This window comes from Lentzea flava, assembly GCF_014648475.1.
Lineage (GTDB): Bacteria > Actinomycetota > Actinomycetes > Mycobacteriales > Pseudonocardiaceae > Lentzea > Lentzea flava.
In genome coordinates this window covers 87899-103302 of record NZ_BMRE01000009.1, presented here as the reverse complement: position 1 = coordinate 103302, position 15404 = coordinate 87899, and the positions used below count along the sequence as shown (strand labels likewise).

Below are 15404 nucleotides of genomic sequence, written 5' to 3'. Positions count from 1 at the left end.
CGGGCGTCACCTCGCGCCGGCTGCCTGGGCGCGCAGTGCCTCGACCGCCTTGCCGGGATCGGCGGCGTCGTACACGGCGGACCCGGCGACGAAGCAGTCCACCCCGGCCTGCGCGGCCTGTTCGATGGTGTCGGCGTTGATGCCGCCGTCGATCTCCACGAGCAGCTTGAGGTGGCCGGTGTCGACGAGGTGGCGTGCCGTCCTGACCTTCTCGAGCACGTCGGCCATGAACTTCTGCCCGCCGAAGCCAGGCTCGACCGACATGACCAGCAGCGTGTCGTAGTGCTTGAGCACGTCGACGTACGGCTCCAGCGGCGTGCCCGGCTTGATGCTGAGCCCGGCCTTCGCGCCCGCGGCCCTGAGGTCCTTGGCGAGCTTCACCGGGTCGTTCGCCGCCTCGACGTGCACCGTGACGTTGTACGCGCCCGCCTCGGCGTACCCGATGGCCCAGCGGTCCGGGTCCTCGATCATCAGGTGGCAGTCGATCGGGATGTCGGTCACCTTCAGCAGCGACTTCACCACCGGCAGGCCGAGCGTCAGGTTCGGCACGAAGTGGTTGTCCATGACGTCGACGTGGATCCAGTCCGACGTGGGCACCGCGGCGAGCTCGTCGGCGAGCCTCGCGAAGTCGGCGGACAGGATGCTGGGGGCGATCATCGGCGTGTGGACCACAAGGGTGAAGTCTAGGTGTCCAGCAGGTCGAGCAGCCTGCCGGGAGCCTCGTCAGTGACCACCACGACACCCGCTCCGGTGAGCGTCCTCAGATGCGTCTCCCACATCGGATGACGGCGCTTGTCCTCGTTGGCCTGGGGCATGACGACGACCTTGCAGCTCTCCACGCCGATGGCCTCGTTCAACGCGGTCAGCGCCTGGTTGTCGCCGATGCCGAGGGCCAGCTTGGCCACCGAGTTCGCGCTGGCGGGGGCGAAGATGAACGCGTCGGGCGTCGGGTAGGGCTTCGGCTGGCTCGGCAGACGCGGGTTCCAGCGGATCTCCAGGTCGGTGAGGGCTTGGAGCTTCTCCAATTCGCCCGCCTCCTCGAACCACGGGACGACCGTCGGCGTGAGGGTGATGGCGAGCCGCCAGCCCCGTTGTGCCGCGGGTTCGGCGAGTTCCGTGCGGAACCAGGATTCGACGCCGCCGCAGCCGCTTGCGACCAGTCCGAGCAGCCCACGTGTCATGGCGGCGATGTTAGGCGGACGGTCCCGCGTGGACGATCATCGGGGAACGACCTCGGCACGGACGCCGGTGACGAAGACCCCCGCGCGGAACCGTCGCGACCCAGCACCACCACCCGATCAGGGCGGCAACCGCCACGATCAGGGCACCGCCGCTGCCCCGATCACCCTCGGCCACCGCCTGGCGGGAGCCGACCGATGTGCCCGTCACCGTGGACATCACAAATCTGGGTGACGTCACCGTGCGCGTCACCCACTGTGTTGCCGCCCGGATCCCCCGCGTCCACCAGCCGCCCAGAACTGTCAGACCCCGTCCCTACCGTCGTTCACGAGCGCTCAAACCGGGCGTCGCAGCACCGAGCAGAACATCGCGTCGGTGCCGTGCAGATGGGGCCAGAGCTGGACGTGCGGTCCTTCCCCGAGGTCCGGAACTCCCGCGAAGAGCTCCCGCGTGTCCAGCACTTCGGCCCCCGTCCGCCGCGCGACGTCCGTCACGATCCCGACGGTTTCAGAGAGATGAGGTGAGCACACGACATAAGCCACGACGCCGCCAGGACGCACCAGTCGCAACGCCTCGGTGAGCAGCTCGCGCTGCAGCTTCGTGAGCGTGCCGACGTCGGCGGGCTGGCGCCTCCACCGCGCCTCCGGGCGCCTGCGCAGTGCACCGAGACCGGTGCAGGGCGCGTCGACCAGGACGCGGTCGAACGCCCCTTCGACGAAGTCGGTCTCGCGGCCGTCGGCCACGTGCACGGTCACCGGCAGGCCTGAGGTGATCTTGCGCACGAGCTCGGCGCGGTGGGGTGCCTTCTCGACGGCGATCAGCTCGCCACCCTCGAGGCCGACCAGGGCGGCGAGCAGCGCGGCCTTGCCGCCGGGGCCCGCGCAGAGGTCCAGCCAGCGGTCGTCAGTGCCCTCGACAGGCGCGCGCGTGAGGGCCAGAGCGCACAGCTGGCTGCCCTCGTCCTGCACGTTGGCGAGGCGTTCCCGGACGGGCTCGAGATCGCCCGGGTCGCCCGCCCCGGCCTCCAGGTGCACGCCGTAAGGCGAGTACGGCGCCACGTCGCCGCCCACGATGGCGGCGAGCTCGTCGGCGCTCACCTCGCCAGGACGTGCCACGAGGTGCACGGCCGGCCGGGCGTCGTCGGCCTCCAGGGCGAGCTTCAACGGCTCGTCCCGGCTGCCGAGGGCCTCCGCGAACGCCTGCGCGATCCAGCGCGGGTGGGCGTGGGCGAAGGCGAGGTTGCCGATCGGGTCGACGTCCGGGTCGGGCGCGAGCTCGTCGACCCAGGCGGCCTCGTCCTGCTCGGCGACCCTGCGCAGGACGGCGTTGACGAAGCCCGCGATCCCGGAACCGAGCTCGGCCCGCACGAGGTCGACGGTCGAGGCGACCGCCGCGTGTGACGGAATCCGTGTGCGCAGCAGCTGATACGCACCGAGCCGCAACGCGTCGAGCGCCGAGCCGTCCACTTCGGACAACGGCCGGTCGGAGCACGCCTCGATGACGGCGTCGAGCAGCCCCTGGGCTCGCGCCGCGCCGTAGGTGAGCTCGGTGGCCAGCGCGGCATCACGCCCGGTGATGCGGCGCTCGCGCAACAGCTGCGGCAGCACGAGGTTCGCGTACGCGTCGCGCTGCCGCACGGCCCGCAACGTCTCCAACGCGGCCAGGCGCGCCGGGTCCTCCACGGGCGGCCGTGAGGGCCCGGTCCGCCGGCGCGGCGGATGCGGCCTGCGCGGCCGGGAAGGCTTGGAAGCTCCTCGCGAGTAGCCGGTCATGCGCTGTGCTCCCCTGCTCCGGCACGAACACCGCGCGCCACATTCATCCCGGCCACTCCGCCGAGGTAAGTCCTTGCCCCACCGCAGCCTCCGCGCGCCGAGTCCACCCCGGCCACCCCGCAGAAGCGAGCTCCGGCCCCACCGCGCACAAGCGCGGCCATGCCGAGCGCCCTCGTCGTCCTGACCATCCCACCAGGACGAGGCCCCGCCTCACCACGGAAAGGTGCAGCTGTGCCACGTGCTCCCCCGGCCCCAGCGCAGCCTGCGCGCGCCGAGTTCACCTCGGACACTCCCTCACCGAAGCGAACTGCGGCCCCACCGCGGACGGGCGCCGCCATGCCGCGCGCCCTCGTCACGGAGCGCCTCATGCGATGCGCTCCCCCGGCTCGATCCGCACACCGCGGGCCCAGTCGGTCGCGGCCATGCGTTTCTTGCCCTGCGCCTGCACCTCGCCGAGGGCCACGGCGGTGGTCGCCGTGCCCACGAGCACGCGCTTGCGCTCGACGAGCACCTCGCCGGGCGGCAGCGTCACGTCGGCCACGGGGTTCACGGGGCCGAGCTTCAGCCGCTCGCCGCGGAACTCGGCCCACGCGCCGGGTTCTGGCGTCACGGCGCGCGCGAGGCGGTCGACGGCCACGGCGGGTGCGGTGAAGTCGAGGCGTGCGTCCTCGACGGTGATCTTGGCGGCGTACGTCACGCCGTCGGTGGGCTGCTCCACCGCGCGCAGGGTGCCGTCCTCGATGCCGTCCACAGTGGACAGCAGCAGCTGGGCGCCGGACTCGGAGAGGCGGGTCAGCAGGTCGCCGGAGGTGTCGCGGTCGCGCACCTTCTCGGTCACCACGCCGTACACCGGGCCCGCGTCGAGCTCCTTCACGATCCGGAACGTCGAGGCGCCGGTGATGTCGTCGCCGTTGCGCACGGCGGCCTGCACCGGCGCGGCGCCGCGCCACGCGGGCAGCACGGAGAAGTGGAGGTTGACCCAGCCGTGCCTCGGGATGTCGAGCGTCCGCTGCGGCAGCAGGTTGCCGTAGGCGACGACCGGGCACAGGTCGGGTTCCAGCGCGCGCAGGCGGTCCAGGAACTCGGGGTCGCCCGCCTTCGCCGGCGTGAGCACCTCGATGCCGGCGGCGTCGGCGAGCGCGGCCACCGGGGAGCGCTCGAGCTTGCGGCCGCGGCCGGAGGGGGCGTCGGGGCGGGTGACCACGGCGACGACGTCGTGGCGTGGGGAGTCGATGAAGGCGCGCAGCGAGGGAAGTGCGACCTCGGGCGTGCCGGCGAACACGAGTCGCATGGTCAGCTGGACCTGCCGAAGAGTGGGTGCGGGCTCTGCTTCAAGGTGGGGACCGTACCGTCGAACCACTCGGACTGCCGGATTTCCCTCATGGCCCGCTTGCGGGTCTCGGCGTCGAGGCGGTCGAGGAACAGCACGCCGTCGAGGTGGTCCGTCTCGTGCTGGATGCAGCGGGCCAGGGTCTCGGTGCCCTCGACCTCGATCGGCTCGCCGTGCATGTTCCAGCCCTTGGCCACGACGTGCAGGTGGCGCTTGCAGTCCCACGACATGCCGGGGATGGACAGGCAGCCTTCGGGGCCGTCCTGCATCTCCTCGCCGACCACGTCCCACGTCGGGTTGACGAGGTGTCCCGCGAAGCCGTCGCAGTGGTAGGTGAACACGCGCAGGCCCACACCGAGCTGAGGCGCGGCGAGTCCCGCTCCGCCCGCGTCCTGCATCGAGTCCCACAGGTCCTTGACCAGGGTGCGCAGTTCCTTGTCGAAGTCGGTGACCTCGACCGCGGGGGTGCGCAGCACCGGATCGCCGAACAGGCGGATGGGTTGGACGGTCACGCAGTACTCCTCGTGGTGGACTGGTGGCCAGTCTACGAGGGGCGCGGTCAGTGCTCGGACGCGCTGCCGAGGAAGATCACGCCCACCAGCGCCACGACGAAGTGGCCGGTGAACCGCAGCGCCGTCAGCACGGGGCGGAACAGCGCGCGGAAGTCGAGGTGGGCTGCCGGAGTGCCGGTCACGGTCGTTGTCGTCATGCCACAAACTGTGCCGTTCGCGCAGGTCAGCCCACATCGGCTCGCGGTATCGAGCCTGCATCAGCCTGGGGTAGGAAGATCAGGTGCAACACTCGACCGGAAGGTGGACACCTCCAGGTCATGAGGCTGATACGACCGAGCGGGGAGGGGGGCGGCGGCGGTGTCCGACGACGCCCTGTCGGACGCCGATCTGTGGGCACGAGGCGACTAGCAGGCGTTCGGTGAGCTTTGCTGTATGGCGCCGCCGCGCCGGGAGGCGGGCAACCTGGCGCGCTCCGAGTTCCGCCGCAAGGCCAGGTTCACGCGCTTGTTGCTGCGCGTGCCCAGCGGCCCACAGCCGCTGGCCCCGCCGAACCTGCACGTCACGGCCCGCAACGCCGATAAACAGATCGTCTACACGGGTGGCGTTACCTGATGATGGCCGACATGACCTGGACGGCACCGGAAGTGAAACCACCCCACGAACCGTTCGTCGGCGCGGAACGCCCGATGCTGGAGCAGTGGCTCGACCGCCACCGCGCCATCTTCCTGCACGGCTGCTCGGGCCTTACCGGCGAGCAGCTCGCCATGGCCACCGCGCCCCCGTCGAACCTCACCCTGCTGGGCCTGATCCGCCACATGATCGACGTGGAACGCGTGTGGTTCCGCATCCGGCTGGCCGGTCAGGACGTCCAGCCCCGCTACGCCGCGCCGCCGAACTGGGACGCCGCCTTCGAGGACCTCGACCCGGCCCGCGCCGAGGCCGAGTACGCCGACCTCGTCGCCGAAATGGCCGAGGCCCGCGCGGCCGCAGCCGCGCGGGACCTCGACGAGACCTTCCTGCACGCGCAGTGGGGTGAGATCTCGTTGCGGTGGCTCTACATCCACATGATCGAGGAGTACGCGCAGCACAGCGGCCACGCCGACCTGATCCGCGAACGCATCGACGGCCGCACCAACAAGTAGCTCAGCCCACCCGCACCACGCGGGCCGCGCCTCCTCCGCGCCGCGTCGGTTCGGCGACCGCGCGCCAGCGGCCGTCCGAGGCGCGTTCGATTCCGGTGGCGGCGCCGATTTCGGCGTTCTGGCTGAACTTGTGGCCGATGGCCTCGAGGCCCCTGGCCGTGTCCGCCGCGATGAAGGCGGCCTCGGCCGGGGTGGCGGCCGCGTTGCGCTGGGAGGCGCGTGGCGCGGCCACGGCGTTGAGCAGGGACATCTTGCGGTCCAGGCGGCCGGTCAGGATCTGGGTGACCGTGGTGATGATGGTGGAGCCGCCCGGTGAGCCGACCGCGAGGACGACCTTGCCGTGGTCGAGGACGATCGTCGGGGCCATGGACGAGCGCGGGCGCTTGCCGGGGCCCGGGAGGTTCGGGTGCGGGACGCCGGCGTTCGGGGCGACGAACTCGAAGTCGGTGAGTTCGTTGTTGAGCAGGAAACCGCGGCCAGGGACGACGATGCCGCTGCCGCCCTCCGCCTCGATGGTGAGGGTGTAGGCGACGACGTTGCCCCAGCGGTCGGCCGTGGTGAGGTGCGTGGTGCGCTCGGCGTCCTCGCGCAGTGCCGAGAGACCCGCGGTCGCCGCGCACGCCTGGGGGTTGTCCGGGTCGGCTGCCGGTTGCGGGGCGGGCAGCACGGCGTCGGGCTTGATCAGGCACGCGCGGGAGTCGGCGAACTTCTGGGAGAGCAGGCCCTCGGTCGGCACGCGGGTGAAGGCCGGGTCGCCCACCCAGCGGAGGCGGTCGGCGAAGGCGAGCTTGGTCGACTCGATGAAGCGGTGCAGGTACTCGACGTCCCCGATGTTGGCGAGATCGGTCGACTCGAGGATGTTGAGCGCCTCGCCGACGGTGGTGCCGCCGGACGACGGGGCAGCCATGCCGTAGACGTCCAGGCCGCGGTAGCGGGTGTGCGTGGGCTCGCGGCGTTCCACCTGGTAGCGGGCCAGGTCGGAGATCTCCATGGCACCGGGGCGGACCTTGCGGGTGGAGCCGGGCACGACCGGGGGCTGCTGGACGGTCTTCACGAGGTCATGGCCGACCGCGCCGCCGTAGAGGGAGGCGAGATTGGTGCGGGCCAGTTCGCGGTAGGTGTCGGCCAGCTGCGGGTTGCGGAACGTGCTGCCGACGGCGGGTGGCTGCCCGCCGGGCAGGTAGAGGTCGCGGGTCGAGGTGAAGTCGGCGAAGCGGGCCGCGTTGTTCGCGATCTGCGAGTTGAACGTCTGGTCGACGACGAAACCGCGCCGTGCCAACGCTTCCGCGGGCGCCATGGCCTCGCGCAGGTTGAGCGTGCCCCACTTGCGCAGGGCCTGCTGCCACGTCTTGGGCGTGCCGGGAACGCCGACGGACAGGCCGCTGGTCATCGCCTCGGCGAACGGGAGCGGCTTGCCGTTCTCCACGAAGAGCTGGTCGGTGGCGGAGTGCGGAGCGGTCTCACGTCCGTCCAAAGTGGATACGCGCTGGGTGCGGGCGTCGTAGTAGACGAAGAACCCTCCGCCGCCGATGCCCGCGCTGAACGGGTCGGTCACGCCGAGCGCGGCGGCGGTGGCGACGGCCGCGTCGACGGCGTTGCCACCGCGGCGAAGCACGTCGATGCCGATCTGGGACGCGTCGGGGTCGACGCTGGAGACGGCACCGCCCCAGCCGACCTGCTCGGGCACTCGGGGTGGGGGTTCCGCCGCACCTGCGGAAGCAGGGGCGACCAGTACGACGGAGAGCGTCAATGCGGCAGCCGTTCGCAACATGCGCACTCTTCTACTCCGTTGCGACCGGATGGCAACAGTTCTTGGGAAAGGCCTAAGGTGCGGAGGTGATCGATCTCGACCGCTTGCGAACGGATTTCGCGACCACCCCGCTCGACGAGGCCGACCGCGAGGACGCCCTGCGCCTGCTGCTGCGCGAGCGCCGCGAGGGCGACGCGGACCTGCTGCGCCACCTGCTGGCGGAGGAGACGGCGGCGCACCGCGAGGGCTGGGGCGTGAGCGAGGCGATGGTCCTCGCCGCGTTGCTGCTCGCCGAATGCGGCCGTGAGGACGACGTCTGGACGCTGTGGGAGGCCAAGAACGCCTCCTTCGACACCATGGCGGGCCTCGACGGCTTCCTGCTGTTCCCGGCCGGCATCGCGGGCACGACGGCGCACGTGATCGCGAGCGAGGACCACCCCGAGCGAGGCGACCTCATGACGTACATGAGCGAGTACCTCGAGTACGAGAAGCTCACCGACGACGACATCCGCGAGCACATCGCGAACCTGCGGTCCTACTACGAGAGCTGACCTCGCGGCGGCCGGTCAGAGCACCTCGAGCGGATCGAGCTTGATGCGCACCAGCTCCTGTTCCTTCCTCGCTGTCCGCACGGCCTGGGCCTCGGCCAGCACGGCGGCCAGCTGACGGCCTTCGCTGCGGGCGACGCGGACCAGCGCCCGTTCCCTGGACTCGTCCTCGCCCAGCGGCACCGGCCCGAGGATCTCGCCGGTCGGCGGCAACCGCAGCTCGTCGAGCAGGGCGTTCACCGCGTCCGGGGTGCCGTCGACCGTCGCCATCCGCACCGCGGGCGGGAACCCGAGCTCGGTCCGCGCCGCGAGCTCGGTGGCGGCGTGCCACACCGGGTCCCAGCGCACCAGGGCCTGCACGGGCGTCAGCGACGAGTCGGCGATCACGACCACCCGCCCGGTGCCGGGCCGCACCAGCCCGGCGGCCGTCATCCAGCGGCGCAGCGCCTCCTCGGAGGCGCGCAGGTCGGCCCGGCCCAGCAACGCCCAGCCGTCGAGCAGGAGCACGGCGCCGTACCCGCCTTCCGCCACGGGTTCGGCGCCAGGTGTCGCCACCACCAGCGAGGGCTTGCCCGGCACCTTGGTGAGCACCTCGTCCGCACCGCTGGTGCGCACCGGATACCCGGGAAAGGCCCGCCCCAGCTCCTCGGCCGTGCGCCTGGCACCGATGATCTGGCCACGCAGCCTGCGCGAACCGCACGTCGGGCACCGGAACCCGGCCTCCGTCGCCGCGCACCACCGGCAGTACGCGGGCTTGGGCAGCCCGTCCTCGGTGCCGCCGGGCAACGCCAGCGGCCCCGCACACCGGCGGCATCGGGCAGGCCCCCGGCACTGCCCGCAGGCCAGCGCCGGCACGTAGCCGCGACGCGGCACCTGGATGAGGACCGGCGAGTCGGCCAGGGCGAAACGCGCGGCCTCGAACGCGATGGACGGCAGCCGCGCGGTGCGGGCGGCCGGGTCCTTGACGTCCTGCCACTCGTTGTCGCCCACCGAGACCACGCGCGGTGCGACGGCCCGCAGGGTCTCGCGGGAGGCCACGATCTCGTGGGCCCACCCGGTCTCGACCAGCAGCTGAGCCTCGGCGGTGCGGGCGAACCCGCCGATCAGCAGCGCCGCGCCGGACATGTGCGCGCGCTGGACCAGAACGTCGCGCACGTTCGGGTACGGCGAGCGCGGCTCGACGTGGAGGTCGTCGCCGTCGTCCCACACGACCAGCAGACCGGGATCCCTGACCGGGGCGAAGGCGGTGGCGCGGGTGCCGACCACGACCCTGGCGACGCCCCGCCGAACGGCGAGCCAGCGCTTGTAGCGCTCGGACGGCCCCAGGTCGGCCGACAGCGTCACCACGCCCTCGATGAGCCTGTCGCACGCCTCGGACACGCGCGCCAGGTCGCGGTGGTCCGGCACGACGATGACGACGCCCCGGCCGGTGGAGGCGACGGCGGCGGCCGCCTCGGCCAGGCGTGCGGGCCAGTCCTCGGAGGGCAGGGCCTGCCAGACGGCGTGGGCGGAGCGGCCGGTGCGCAGCGCTTCCAGGTACCTGGGGCCGCGCGGGTAGCGGGACCAGGCGTCGGCGGGGACGGGCGGCAGCTGGGACCGCGCGGGAGTCGCCGGGGAACCAGCGGGGCCGGGGGCGGCAGTGCCGGGGGCAGCGCTGGTGCCCGGACCGACGGCAGCGCCGGGCTCGGCGGTAGTGCCCGGAGCGGCAGTGGTGCCGGACGCGGCGGTGGTGCCGGACGCGGCGGTGGTGCCGGACGCGGCGGTGGTGCCGGACGCGGCGGTCGCACCCGGACTAGCGGCAGCGCCCGGACTAGCGGTGATGTCCGGGCTAGGGGTGATGTCCGGGCTAGGGGTGATGTCCGGACCGATGGTGGTGCCGGGAGCGGCGCTGGTGCCTGGGCCGACGGCAGCGCCGGGCGCGGCGGTAGTGTCCGAATCGGCGGTATTACCCAGGCCGACGGCAGCATCCGGACCAGCGGTGGTGCCCGGACCAACCGTGGTGCCGGGAGCGGCGGCGGCACCCGGACCAGCGGCAGACGCGGTCGGCTCGGCGGGGTGCTCGGTCACCCAGGCCGGGACCTGCGGCAGCGGGGCCGGGTCGCCGGACGCGGCCGCTTCCGCGCGGGCGTGGCGCGGGGGGATCGCGAGCCTCAGGACGTCGATCATGCCGCCCGCGTACCTGTCGGCGACGGCGCGGGCCAGGGCGGCGATCTCCGGCGCGAGCACCGGTTCGGGGGACACGACCTTCTCGATGAAGGCGAGTTTCTTCTCGTACTCGGACGACTCGGCGCGCTCCAGGAGGTAGCCGTCGACGAGCTGGCCCGCGAACCGGACGCGGACGCGGCAGCCTGGCACGGCCTGCTCGTCCAGTTCGGACGGTACGGCGTAGTCGAAGGGGCGGTCCAGGTGGGCGAGTGGCACGTCCACGACGATGCGGGCGACCGGCAGCGTGGCCGCGGGGACTCGTTCCCCTCGCCTGGCTCCGGTCTTCGCGCTCATGCCTCCTGGTGTATCAGACAGCCCCGACAGTCACGCGTTGCGCCTCACCAAACCGGTGAAGCCCGCCACGAACAGGGTGGCGAACGCCCAGGCCAGGATCTGCAGCAGCCACGTCGAGGCCAGCACGAACTGGCCACTGCCCGAGGTGGCGTCCACCGCGCAGCGTGCCGCATCCACCTTGACCAGCGGTGTTGCCACGTTCAGCGCGTAGCCGACCTGTTCGACCGTGGAGCACCGCACCGCGCCGGACACGAGCACCACGCCGACCGAGATCGCGAGCACCCCGGCCAGCCACAGCAACGCGAGCGCCGGGCGGTAGCCGTGTCCGACGGTCAGGCCGCGGATCAGGTGCCAGGTCCGGCCCCACCGCGAGAGCTGGCCGCGGCGACGCAGATCACGTTGTGCGGCAACGCGGATACGGCGCACGTCCTGTTCGTGGCCCGCGGCCGAGTGTGCCGCGGCGAGTTGCACCCACGGCTGGGTCGAGTAGTAGGGCGTGCGCGTGGCGAGCAGCGTCATCCATTCGTCCACTGTGGCGTCACGGGGCAGGCCCTCGTAGACGAGGCCTTCGAGTTGTACCTGGCCTTCGATGCCGTCGAACGGCATGAGGAGGTCCTTGCCGACCTTGACGTGCCGCAGGTCGACCGCGACGCCCGGCGAGGTGAAGCGGCCGCCGCGCAGGACGATCTGGCCGTCGACCTGGGCACCGCGCATCCGGACCGCGGCGTGGGCGCCGTCGCTGGAGATCTCGCACCCGTGGGACAGGAAGATCACGTCGCCGACGTGCACGTCCACCAGGTGCAGGGTGGACTCGATGCGCGCGCCGCGGCACGACACCACGCCCGCGACGCGTGAACTGCTCAGCATCACCGACCCCGCGGCGTGGAAACCCTCGTCCAGGTAGATGCTGCCGCCGATGCGCATCTGGCGGGCGTCGACGGACTCGCCGGCGCTCAGCCGGGCCGCGCTCAGGTGCAGGTCGTGGTCGACCGTCAGGCCGTGCGCCTGGATCGACGGCGCGACCAGGCCCCTCAGGTCGAGCCGGGAGAAGTGCGCCCGGCTGAGCAGCACCGGCTGGTCGGTGGTGCAGTCGCGCAGCACCAGCGGCCGCTTCACCACCAGGTCCTGCAGGTCGAGCTGCCCGGTGATGTGCGCGCCGGTCACGCGCACGCCCCTGGGATCCTGGTCGTCGGTCACCAGCCGCCGGATCTCGTCCCCCGTGATCTCCACGAGGGCAACGTTAACCGGAGATCGACTCCTGGCCGTTCTCGATGTGACCACACAAACGACGGCGGAACCGGGGCTCCTCCTCCACCGTCACAGTCAGGTCGTACCAGCCGGAGTTCATCACGGTCAGCCACGGGATCACGTGCCGATGGCCCGGTCTCACGACGTACCGCCGCCGCCCCAGCACGAACGTCAGCGGCGTCGATCCGGAGTTCTCGAACGTCAACGTCAGCACACGGCTGTAGCCGCGCACCGACGACGACACGCGCGCACGGTCGGAGGCAGAGCCGACGAACTCGCGGCGGAACCCGTTGGGGCCCAGCAGGACCAGGTCGTGATCGCCCGTGACCTCCAGAGACGCCGACGAGGCGACGTCGAAGTGCTGCGGCAGCGCGAACTGGCCCGAGTACGGGTACAGCGCGAAGTGCACGGAGGCGGACCCGGCGTTCGTCATCTCCAGCGAGGCCCCGCGCAACGATGCGTCGGGCTGGTACGGCAGAGGGCGCGCACGTCGTCGTCCGGGCTCCTGTTCGGGCATCTTCTGCGACGACGGCGGCGCGGGACGCCAGCGCGGCGTGGCGGGCGGCACGGGCGCGGGCTCGCCGACCTCGGGCCACGTGCGGCGCCGGTCGAAGTCGAACGTCGAGGTCAGGTCACCAGACACGGTCCGGCGCCACGCGGAGATCTCCTCCGACCGCACGCCGGTCCACTTCTCCAGGAACTGCGTCATCGACGTGTGGTCGAACACCTGCGAACACACGTACCCGCCAACGGACCACGGCGAGACGACGGTCATCGGCACGCGCGCACCCAACCCCAACGGCCGGTCGCCCACGTACTCGTCAGCAACGGACAACGGCGGACGCGGCGGCGGCACGTGGTCGTAGAAGCCGTCGTTCTCGTCGTAGGTGATGAACAGGACCGTGGACTCCCACACGTCCTGATGAGACGCCAAGGCGTCCAGCACCTGATAGGTGATCGAGGCGGACGCCGCGGGCGACGACGCACCGGGGTGCTCGGAGTCCACAGAGGACGGAACCAGGTACGACACGGCGGGCAGGCGGCCAGAAGCAACGTCGGCCCGAAACGCCTCCCCCAGCCCGCCGGGCCGGACGCGGTGCAATCCCCTGTCGTACAAGGACTTCTCGGCAGGCGAAAGCCGGGACAGGTCGATCGCGCCGATCAGCGCCGGATCCCCCGTCCCGTACAGCTTGTCCAGCGACTTGAACCCCGGCGGCAGCACCTTGCGCGCGATCTCCTTGAACCGCGCGAAGAACTCCAGGTTGTTGTCCTGAAAATTGTCCCACTCCTGATAGACCCGCCACGACTTCCCGGCCGCCTCAAGACGTTCCGGGTAGGTCTTCCACGTGTACCCGGCGTGGTTGTCCTCGTCGTAGGCCGCGTTCCCGGTCGCACGCGCACCGGAAGGCTCGAAACCGGTGTACCCGGACACCCAATAGTTCCGGTTCGGCGACGTGGAGGACGGCACCGAGCAGTGGTAGGCGTCGCACAACGTGAAGGTGTCGGCGAGCTCGTAGTGGAACGGCAGGTCTTGCCGCGTGTAGTACGCCATCGTCGCCGCTGTCTTCGCGGGCACCCAGTTGTCGTTCCACCCGCCGCGCAACGCCGAGTGACCACCGTTCCAGCTGTGGTCGAGATCGCCGATGTACTGGATGTCCCGCCCGGACGCGGCCTCGCGCACGGGGAAGGGCAGCACACCCGACTGGTTGAACACACCCCTCAACGCGTTGCGGTCGGAGAACCCGCGCACGCCGCGGAGCGTTCCGTAGTAGTGGTCGAACGACCGGTTCTCCTGCATCAACAGCACGACGTGCTTGATCGCGCGCAACCCTCCCGCACGGGGCTCATGGGCCAATGCCGCGTGCACCGACGGTGGCAGCAACGTGCCCGCACCAGCAGCAGCGACGGCAGCCATGAACCCACGACGAGAAAGCGACATAAAACGAGTTTCTAGTCTCAACAGGTGTCGCGGAACCGACCCACGTATGAACAAAGGCCCCGGATGACCGGGGCCTCGTTCACACCTCACAGTCAGGGCGCGGCGATCGCGGCCGCCACACTGCCCCGAGCGTCCAGCAGTCCCTTGCCGCACTGAGCGGCAGCCGGCAGCACCTTTGCCTTCAGGTGCAACAACACCTGGGCGGGCGTCAGCAACGGCTTGCCGTGCAGCATCCGTGCGTGCTGCATCAGCGCCACGACACCGGCGACGTGCGGGGTCGCCATGCTGGTGCCCTGGTAGAACTGGTAGATCGACCCGGCGGGCACCGTGGCGCCGTTGTTCAGCGTCGACAGCACGCCGTTCGCGGCCACCGGCGCCGTCTCGCCGCCCGGCGCGCAGATCTCGACCGAGGCACCGAAGTTGGAGTACGACGCGCGGTTGGCCTGCCGGTCGGTGGCGCCCGTGGTGATCACACCGGCGCAGTTGGCCGGGGTGGTCCCGGCGGCGTTGGCCGCGTCGTTGCCCGCGGCGACGACGACGGTCGCCCCGTGCGCGTTGCGCGCCGTGTTGATAGCGTTCTGCAACGTCGCCGGGCACGACGCCGAAGGACCGCCGAGCGACAGGTTCAGCACCTTGGCCGGGTTCGGGTTCGCCGGAACACCGGCCACCGCGCCACCGGCCGCCCACACGATGCCCGCGGCGATGTCCGCCAGCGTGCCGCCGCACGTGCCGAGAACGCGCACCGGCACGACCTTGGCAGACGGCGCGACGCCCGTGCCACCGGTCAGGTTGTTGCGCAACGCCGCCACGGTGCCAGAGACGTGCAGGCCGTGCCAGCTCGACGGCCGCGCCGGGGAGCCGGGACCGCACTGCCCGGCCACCCGCCAGTCGCCCTGGTCGGCCGGGTTGGCGTCACGGCCGTTGCCGTCCTTCGCGAAGGCCGCGTTGCTGATGAAGTCGTAGCCGCCCACGTAGTTGGCGGTCATGTCCGGGTGCCACGTGCGGCCGGTGTCGATCACCGCGACCCGCACTCCCGCACCGGACGGCCCCTGGTCCCACGCCTGCGACAACCCGATGCCGCCGGGCGACTCCCAGTAGTGCCACTGCTGCGGCCACAGCGGGTCGTTCGGCACGGCCGTCGCCTCCAGCACGATGTTCGGCTCGGCGTACTCGACGTCACCGCGTGCCATCAGCACCCGGATCGACTCCGCGGCGTCGCGGGAGGCGAGCACCTCGGCGCCGTCCGTGGCGTCCGCGACGGCCCGTGTCCGCGACTTCTCCAGCGCGTCGGATCTCGACGCGCCGTCCCGGAACTTGACGATGATCTCCTGCTCTGGCTCCTCCTGCGCCGCCGCGGTGAGCGGTACCACCGCCACCGCCATCACGGCTCCGAGCAGCGCTGCCATGCCGGTTCTCATGGTCTCCCCTTTCCCAGCTGCACTGACGGCGAGAAGGAGAAACCCGCGCGGTTGTGGCCCGGATGCG

Annotated in this window: 14 protein-coding genes; 3 read left to right on the top strand and 11 right to left on the bottom strand. The window is 71.6% G+C overall.

Features of this window, described 5'->3' with window-relative positions:
• Nucleotides 1–6: 6 nt before the first annotated feature.
• From rpe to IEZ09_RS13835, 6 genes are all read right to left on the bottom strand, one after another.
• Nucleotides 7–657 (bottom strand): ribulose-phosphate 3-epimerase, encoded by a 651-nt coding sequence (rpe, locus tag IEZ09_RS13860; protein WP_189254068.1) that lies wholly within the window; start codon nt 655–657, stop codon nt 7–9.
• Between the two features lie 26 nt (nt 658–683).
• Nucleotides 684–1181: a flavoprotein gene (locus IEZ09_RS13855; RefSeq protein WP_189254067.1), complete on the bottom strand. Its 498-nt coding sequence runs from the start codon at nt 1179–1181 to the stop codon at nt 684–686.
• A 333-nt stretch (nt 1182–1514) separates the two neighbouring features.
• Entirely contained in the window at nt 1515–2951 is a 1437-nt protein-coding gene (locus tag IEZ09_RS13850) for an RsmB/NOP family class I SAM-dependent RNA methyltransferase (RefSeq protein ID WP_189254066.1), read from the bottom strand.
• Between the two features lie 364 nt (nt 2952–3315).
• Nucleotides 3316–4242, bottom strand: coding sequence for a methionyl-tRNA formyltransferase (gene fmt / locus IEZ09_RS13845; protein WP_189254065.1), 927 nt, complete (start codon nt 4240–4242; stop codon nt 3316–3318).
• 2 nt (nt 4243–4244) lie between these two features.
• Nucleotides 4245–4793 (bottom strand): peptide deformylase, encoded by a 549-nt coding sequence (gene def / locus IEZ09_RS13840; RefSeq protein ID WP_189254064.1) that lies wholly within the window; start codon nt 4791–4793, stop codon nt 4245–4247.
• A gap of 47 nt (nt 4794–4840) precedes the next feature.
• Nucleotides 4841–4990: a hypothetical protein gene (locus IEZ09_RS13835; RefSeq protein WP_189254063.1), complete on the bottom strand. Its 150-nt coding sequence runs from the start codon at nt 4988–4990 to the stop codon at nt 4841–4843.
• Nucleotides 4991–5225: 235 nt separating this feature from the next.
• Between IEZ09_RS13835 and IEZ09_RS13830 the strand changes: the two genes are divergently transcribed.
• Together IEZ09_RS13830 and IEZ09_RS13825 are read left to right on the top strand one after the other, a co-directional pair.
• The gene (locus IEZ09_RS13830; protein WP_189254062.1) at nt 5226–5405 is read left to right on the top strand and encodes a hypothetical protein; all 180 of its coding nucleotides are present in this window, start codon (nt 5226–5228) and stop codon (nt 5403–5405) included.
• Nucleotides 5406–5416: 11 nt separating this feature from the next.
• Nucleotides 5417–5935 (top strand): DinB family protein, encoded by a 519-nt coding sequence (locus IEZ09_RS13825; protein ID WP_189254061.1) that lies wholly within the window; start codon nt 5417–5419, stop codon nt 5933–5935.
• 1 nt (nt 5936) lies between these two features.
• On the opposite strand, the gene ggt is transcribed toward IEZ09_RS13825, so the two are convergent.
• Nucleotides 5937–7706, bottom strand: coding sequence for a gamma-glutamyltransferase (gene ggt / locus IEZ09_RS13820; protein ID WP_189254060.1), 1770 nt, complete (start codon nt 7704–7706; stop codon nt 5937–5939).
• 65 nt (nt 7707–7771) lie between these two features.
• Here ggt and IEZ09_RS13815 point away from each other — a divergent pair, with 65 nt between their 5' ends.
• Complete coding sequence (locus IEZ09_RS13815; protein ID WP_189254059.1) at nt 7772–8236, top strand: hypothetical protein; 465 nt, start codon at nt 7772–7774, stop codon at nt 8234–8236.
• 15 nt (nt 8237–8251) lie between these two features.
• Here IEZ09_RS13815 and IEZ09_RS46425 read toward each other — a convergent pair whose 3' ends face one another.
• The 4 genes from IEZ09_RS46425 to IEZ09_RS13790 all read right to left on the bottom strand — a co-directional run bounded on the left by IEZ09_RS46425 (nt 8252) and on the right by IEZ09_RS13790 (nt 15337).
• Nucleotides 8252–10732, bottom strand: coding sequence for a primosomal protein N' (locus tag IEZ09_RS46425; protein ID WP_229812538.1), 2481 nt, complete (start codon nt 10730–10732; stop codon nt 8252–8254).
• A gap of 30 nt (nt 10733–10762) precedes the next feature.
• Nucleotides 10763–11962: a hypothetical protein gene (locus IEZ09_RS13800; protein WP_189254058.1), complete on the bottom strand. Its 1200-nt coding sequence runs from the start codon at nt 11960–11962 to the stop codon at nt 10763–10765.
• Nucleotides 11963–11972: 10 nt separating this feature from the next.
• Nucleotides 11973–13895, bottom strand: a complete 1923-nt coding sequence (locus tag IEZ09_RS13795) for a phosphocholine-specific phospholipase C (RefSeq protein WP_229812537.1) — start codon at nt 13893–13895, stop codon at nt 11973–11975.
• A 116-nt stretch (nt 13896–14011) separates the two neighbouring features.
• Nucleotides 14012–15337 (bottom strand): S8 family peptidase, encoded by a 1326-nt coding sequence (locus IEZ09_RS13790; RefSeq protein ID WP_189254056.1) that lies wholly within the window; start codon nt 15335–15337, stop codon nt 14012–14014.
• Nucleotides 15338–15404: the final 67 nt, after the last annotated feature.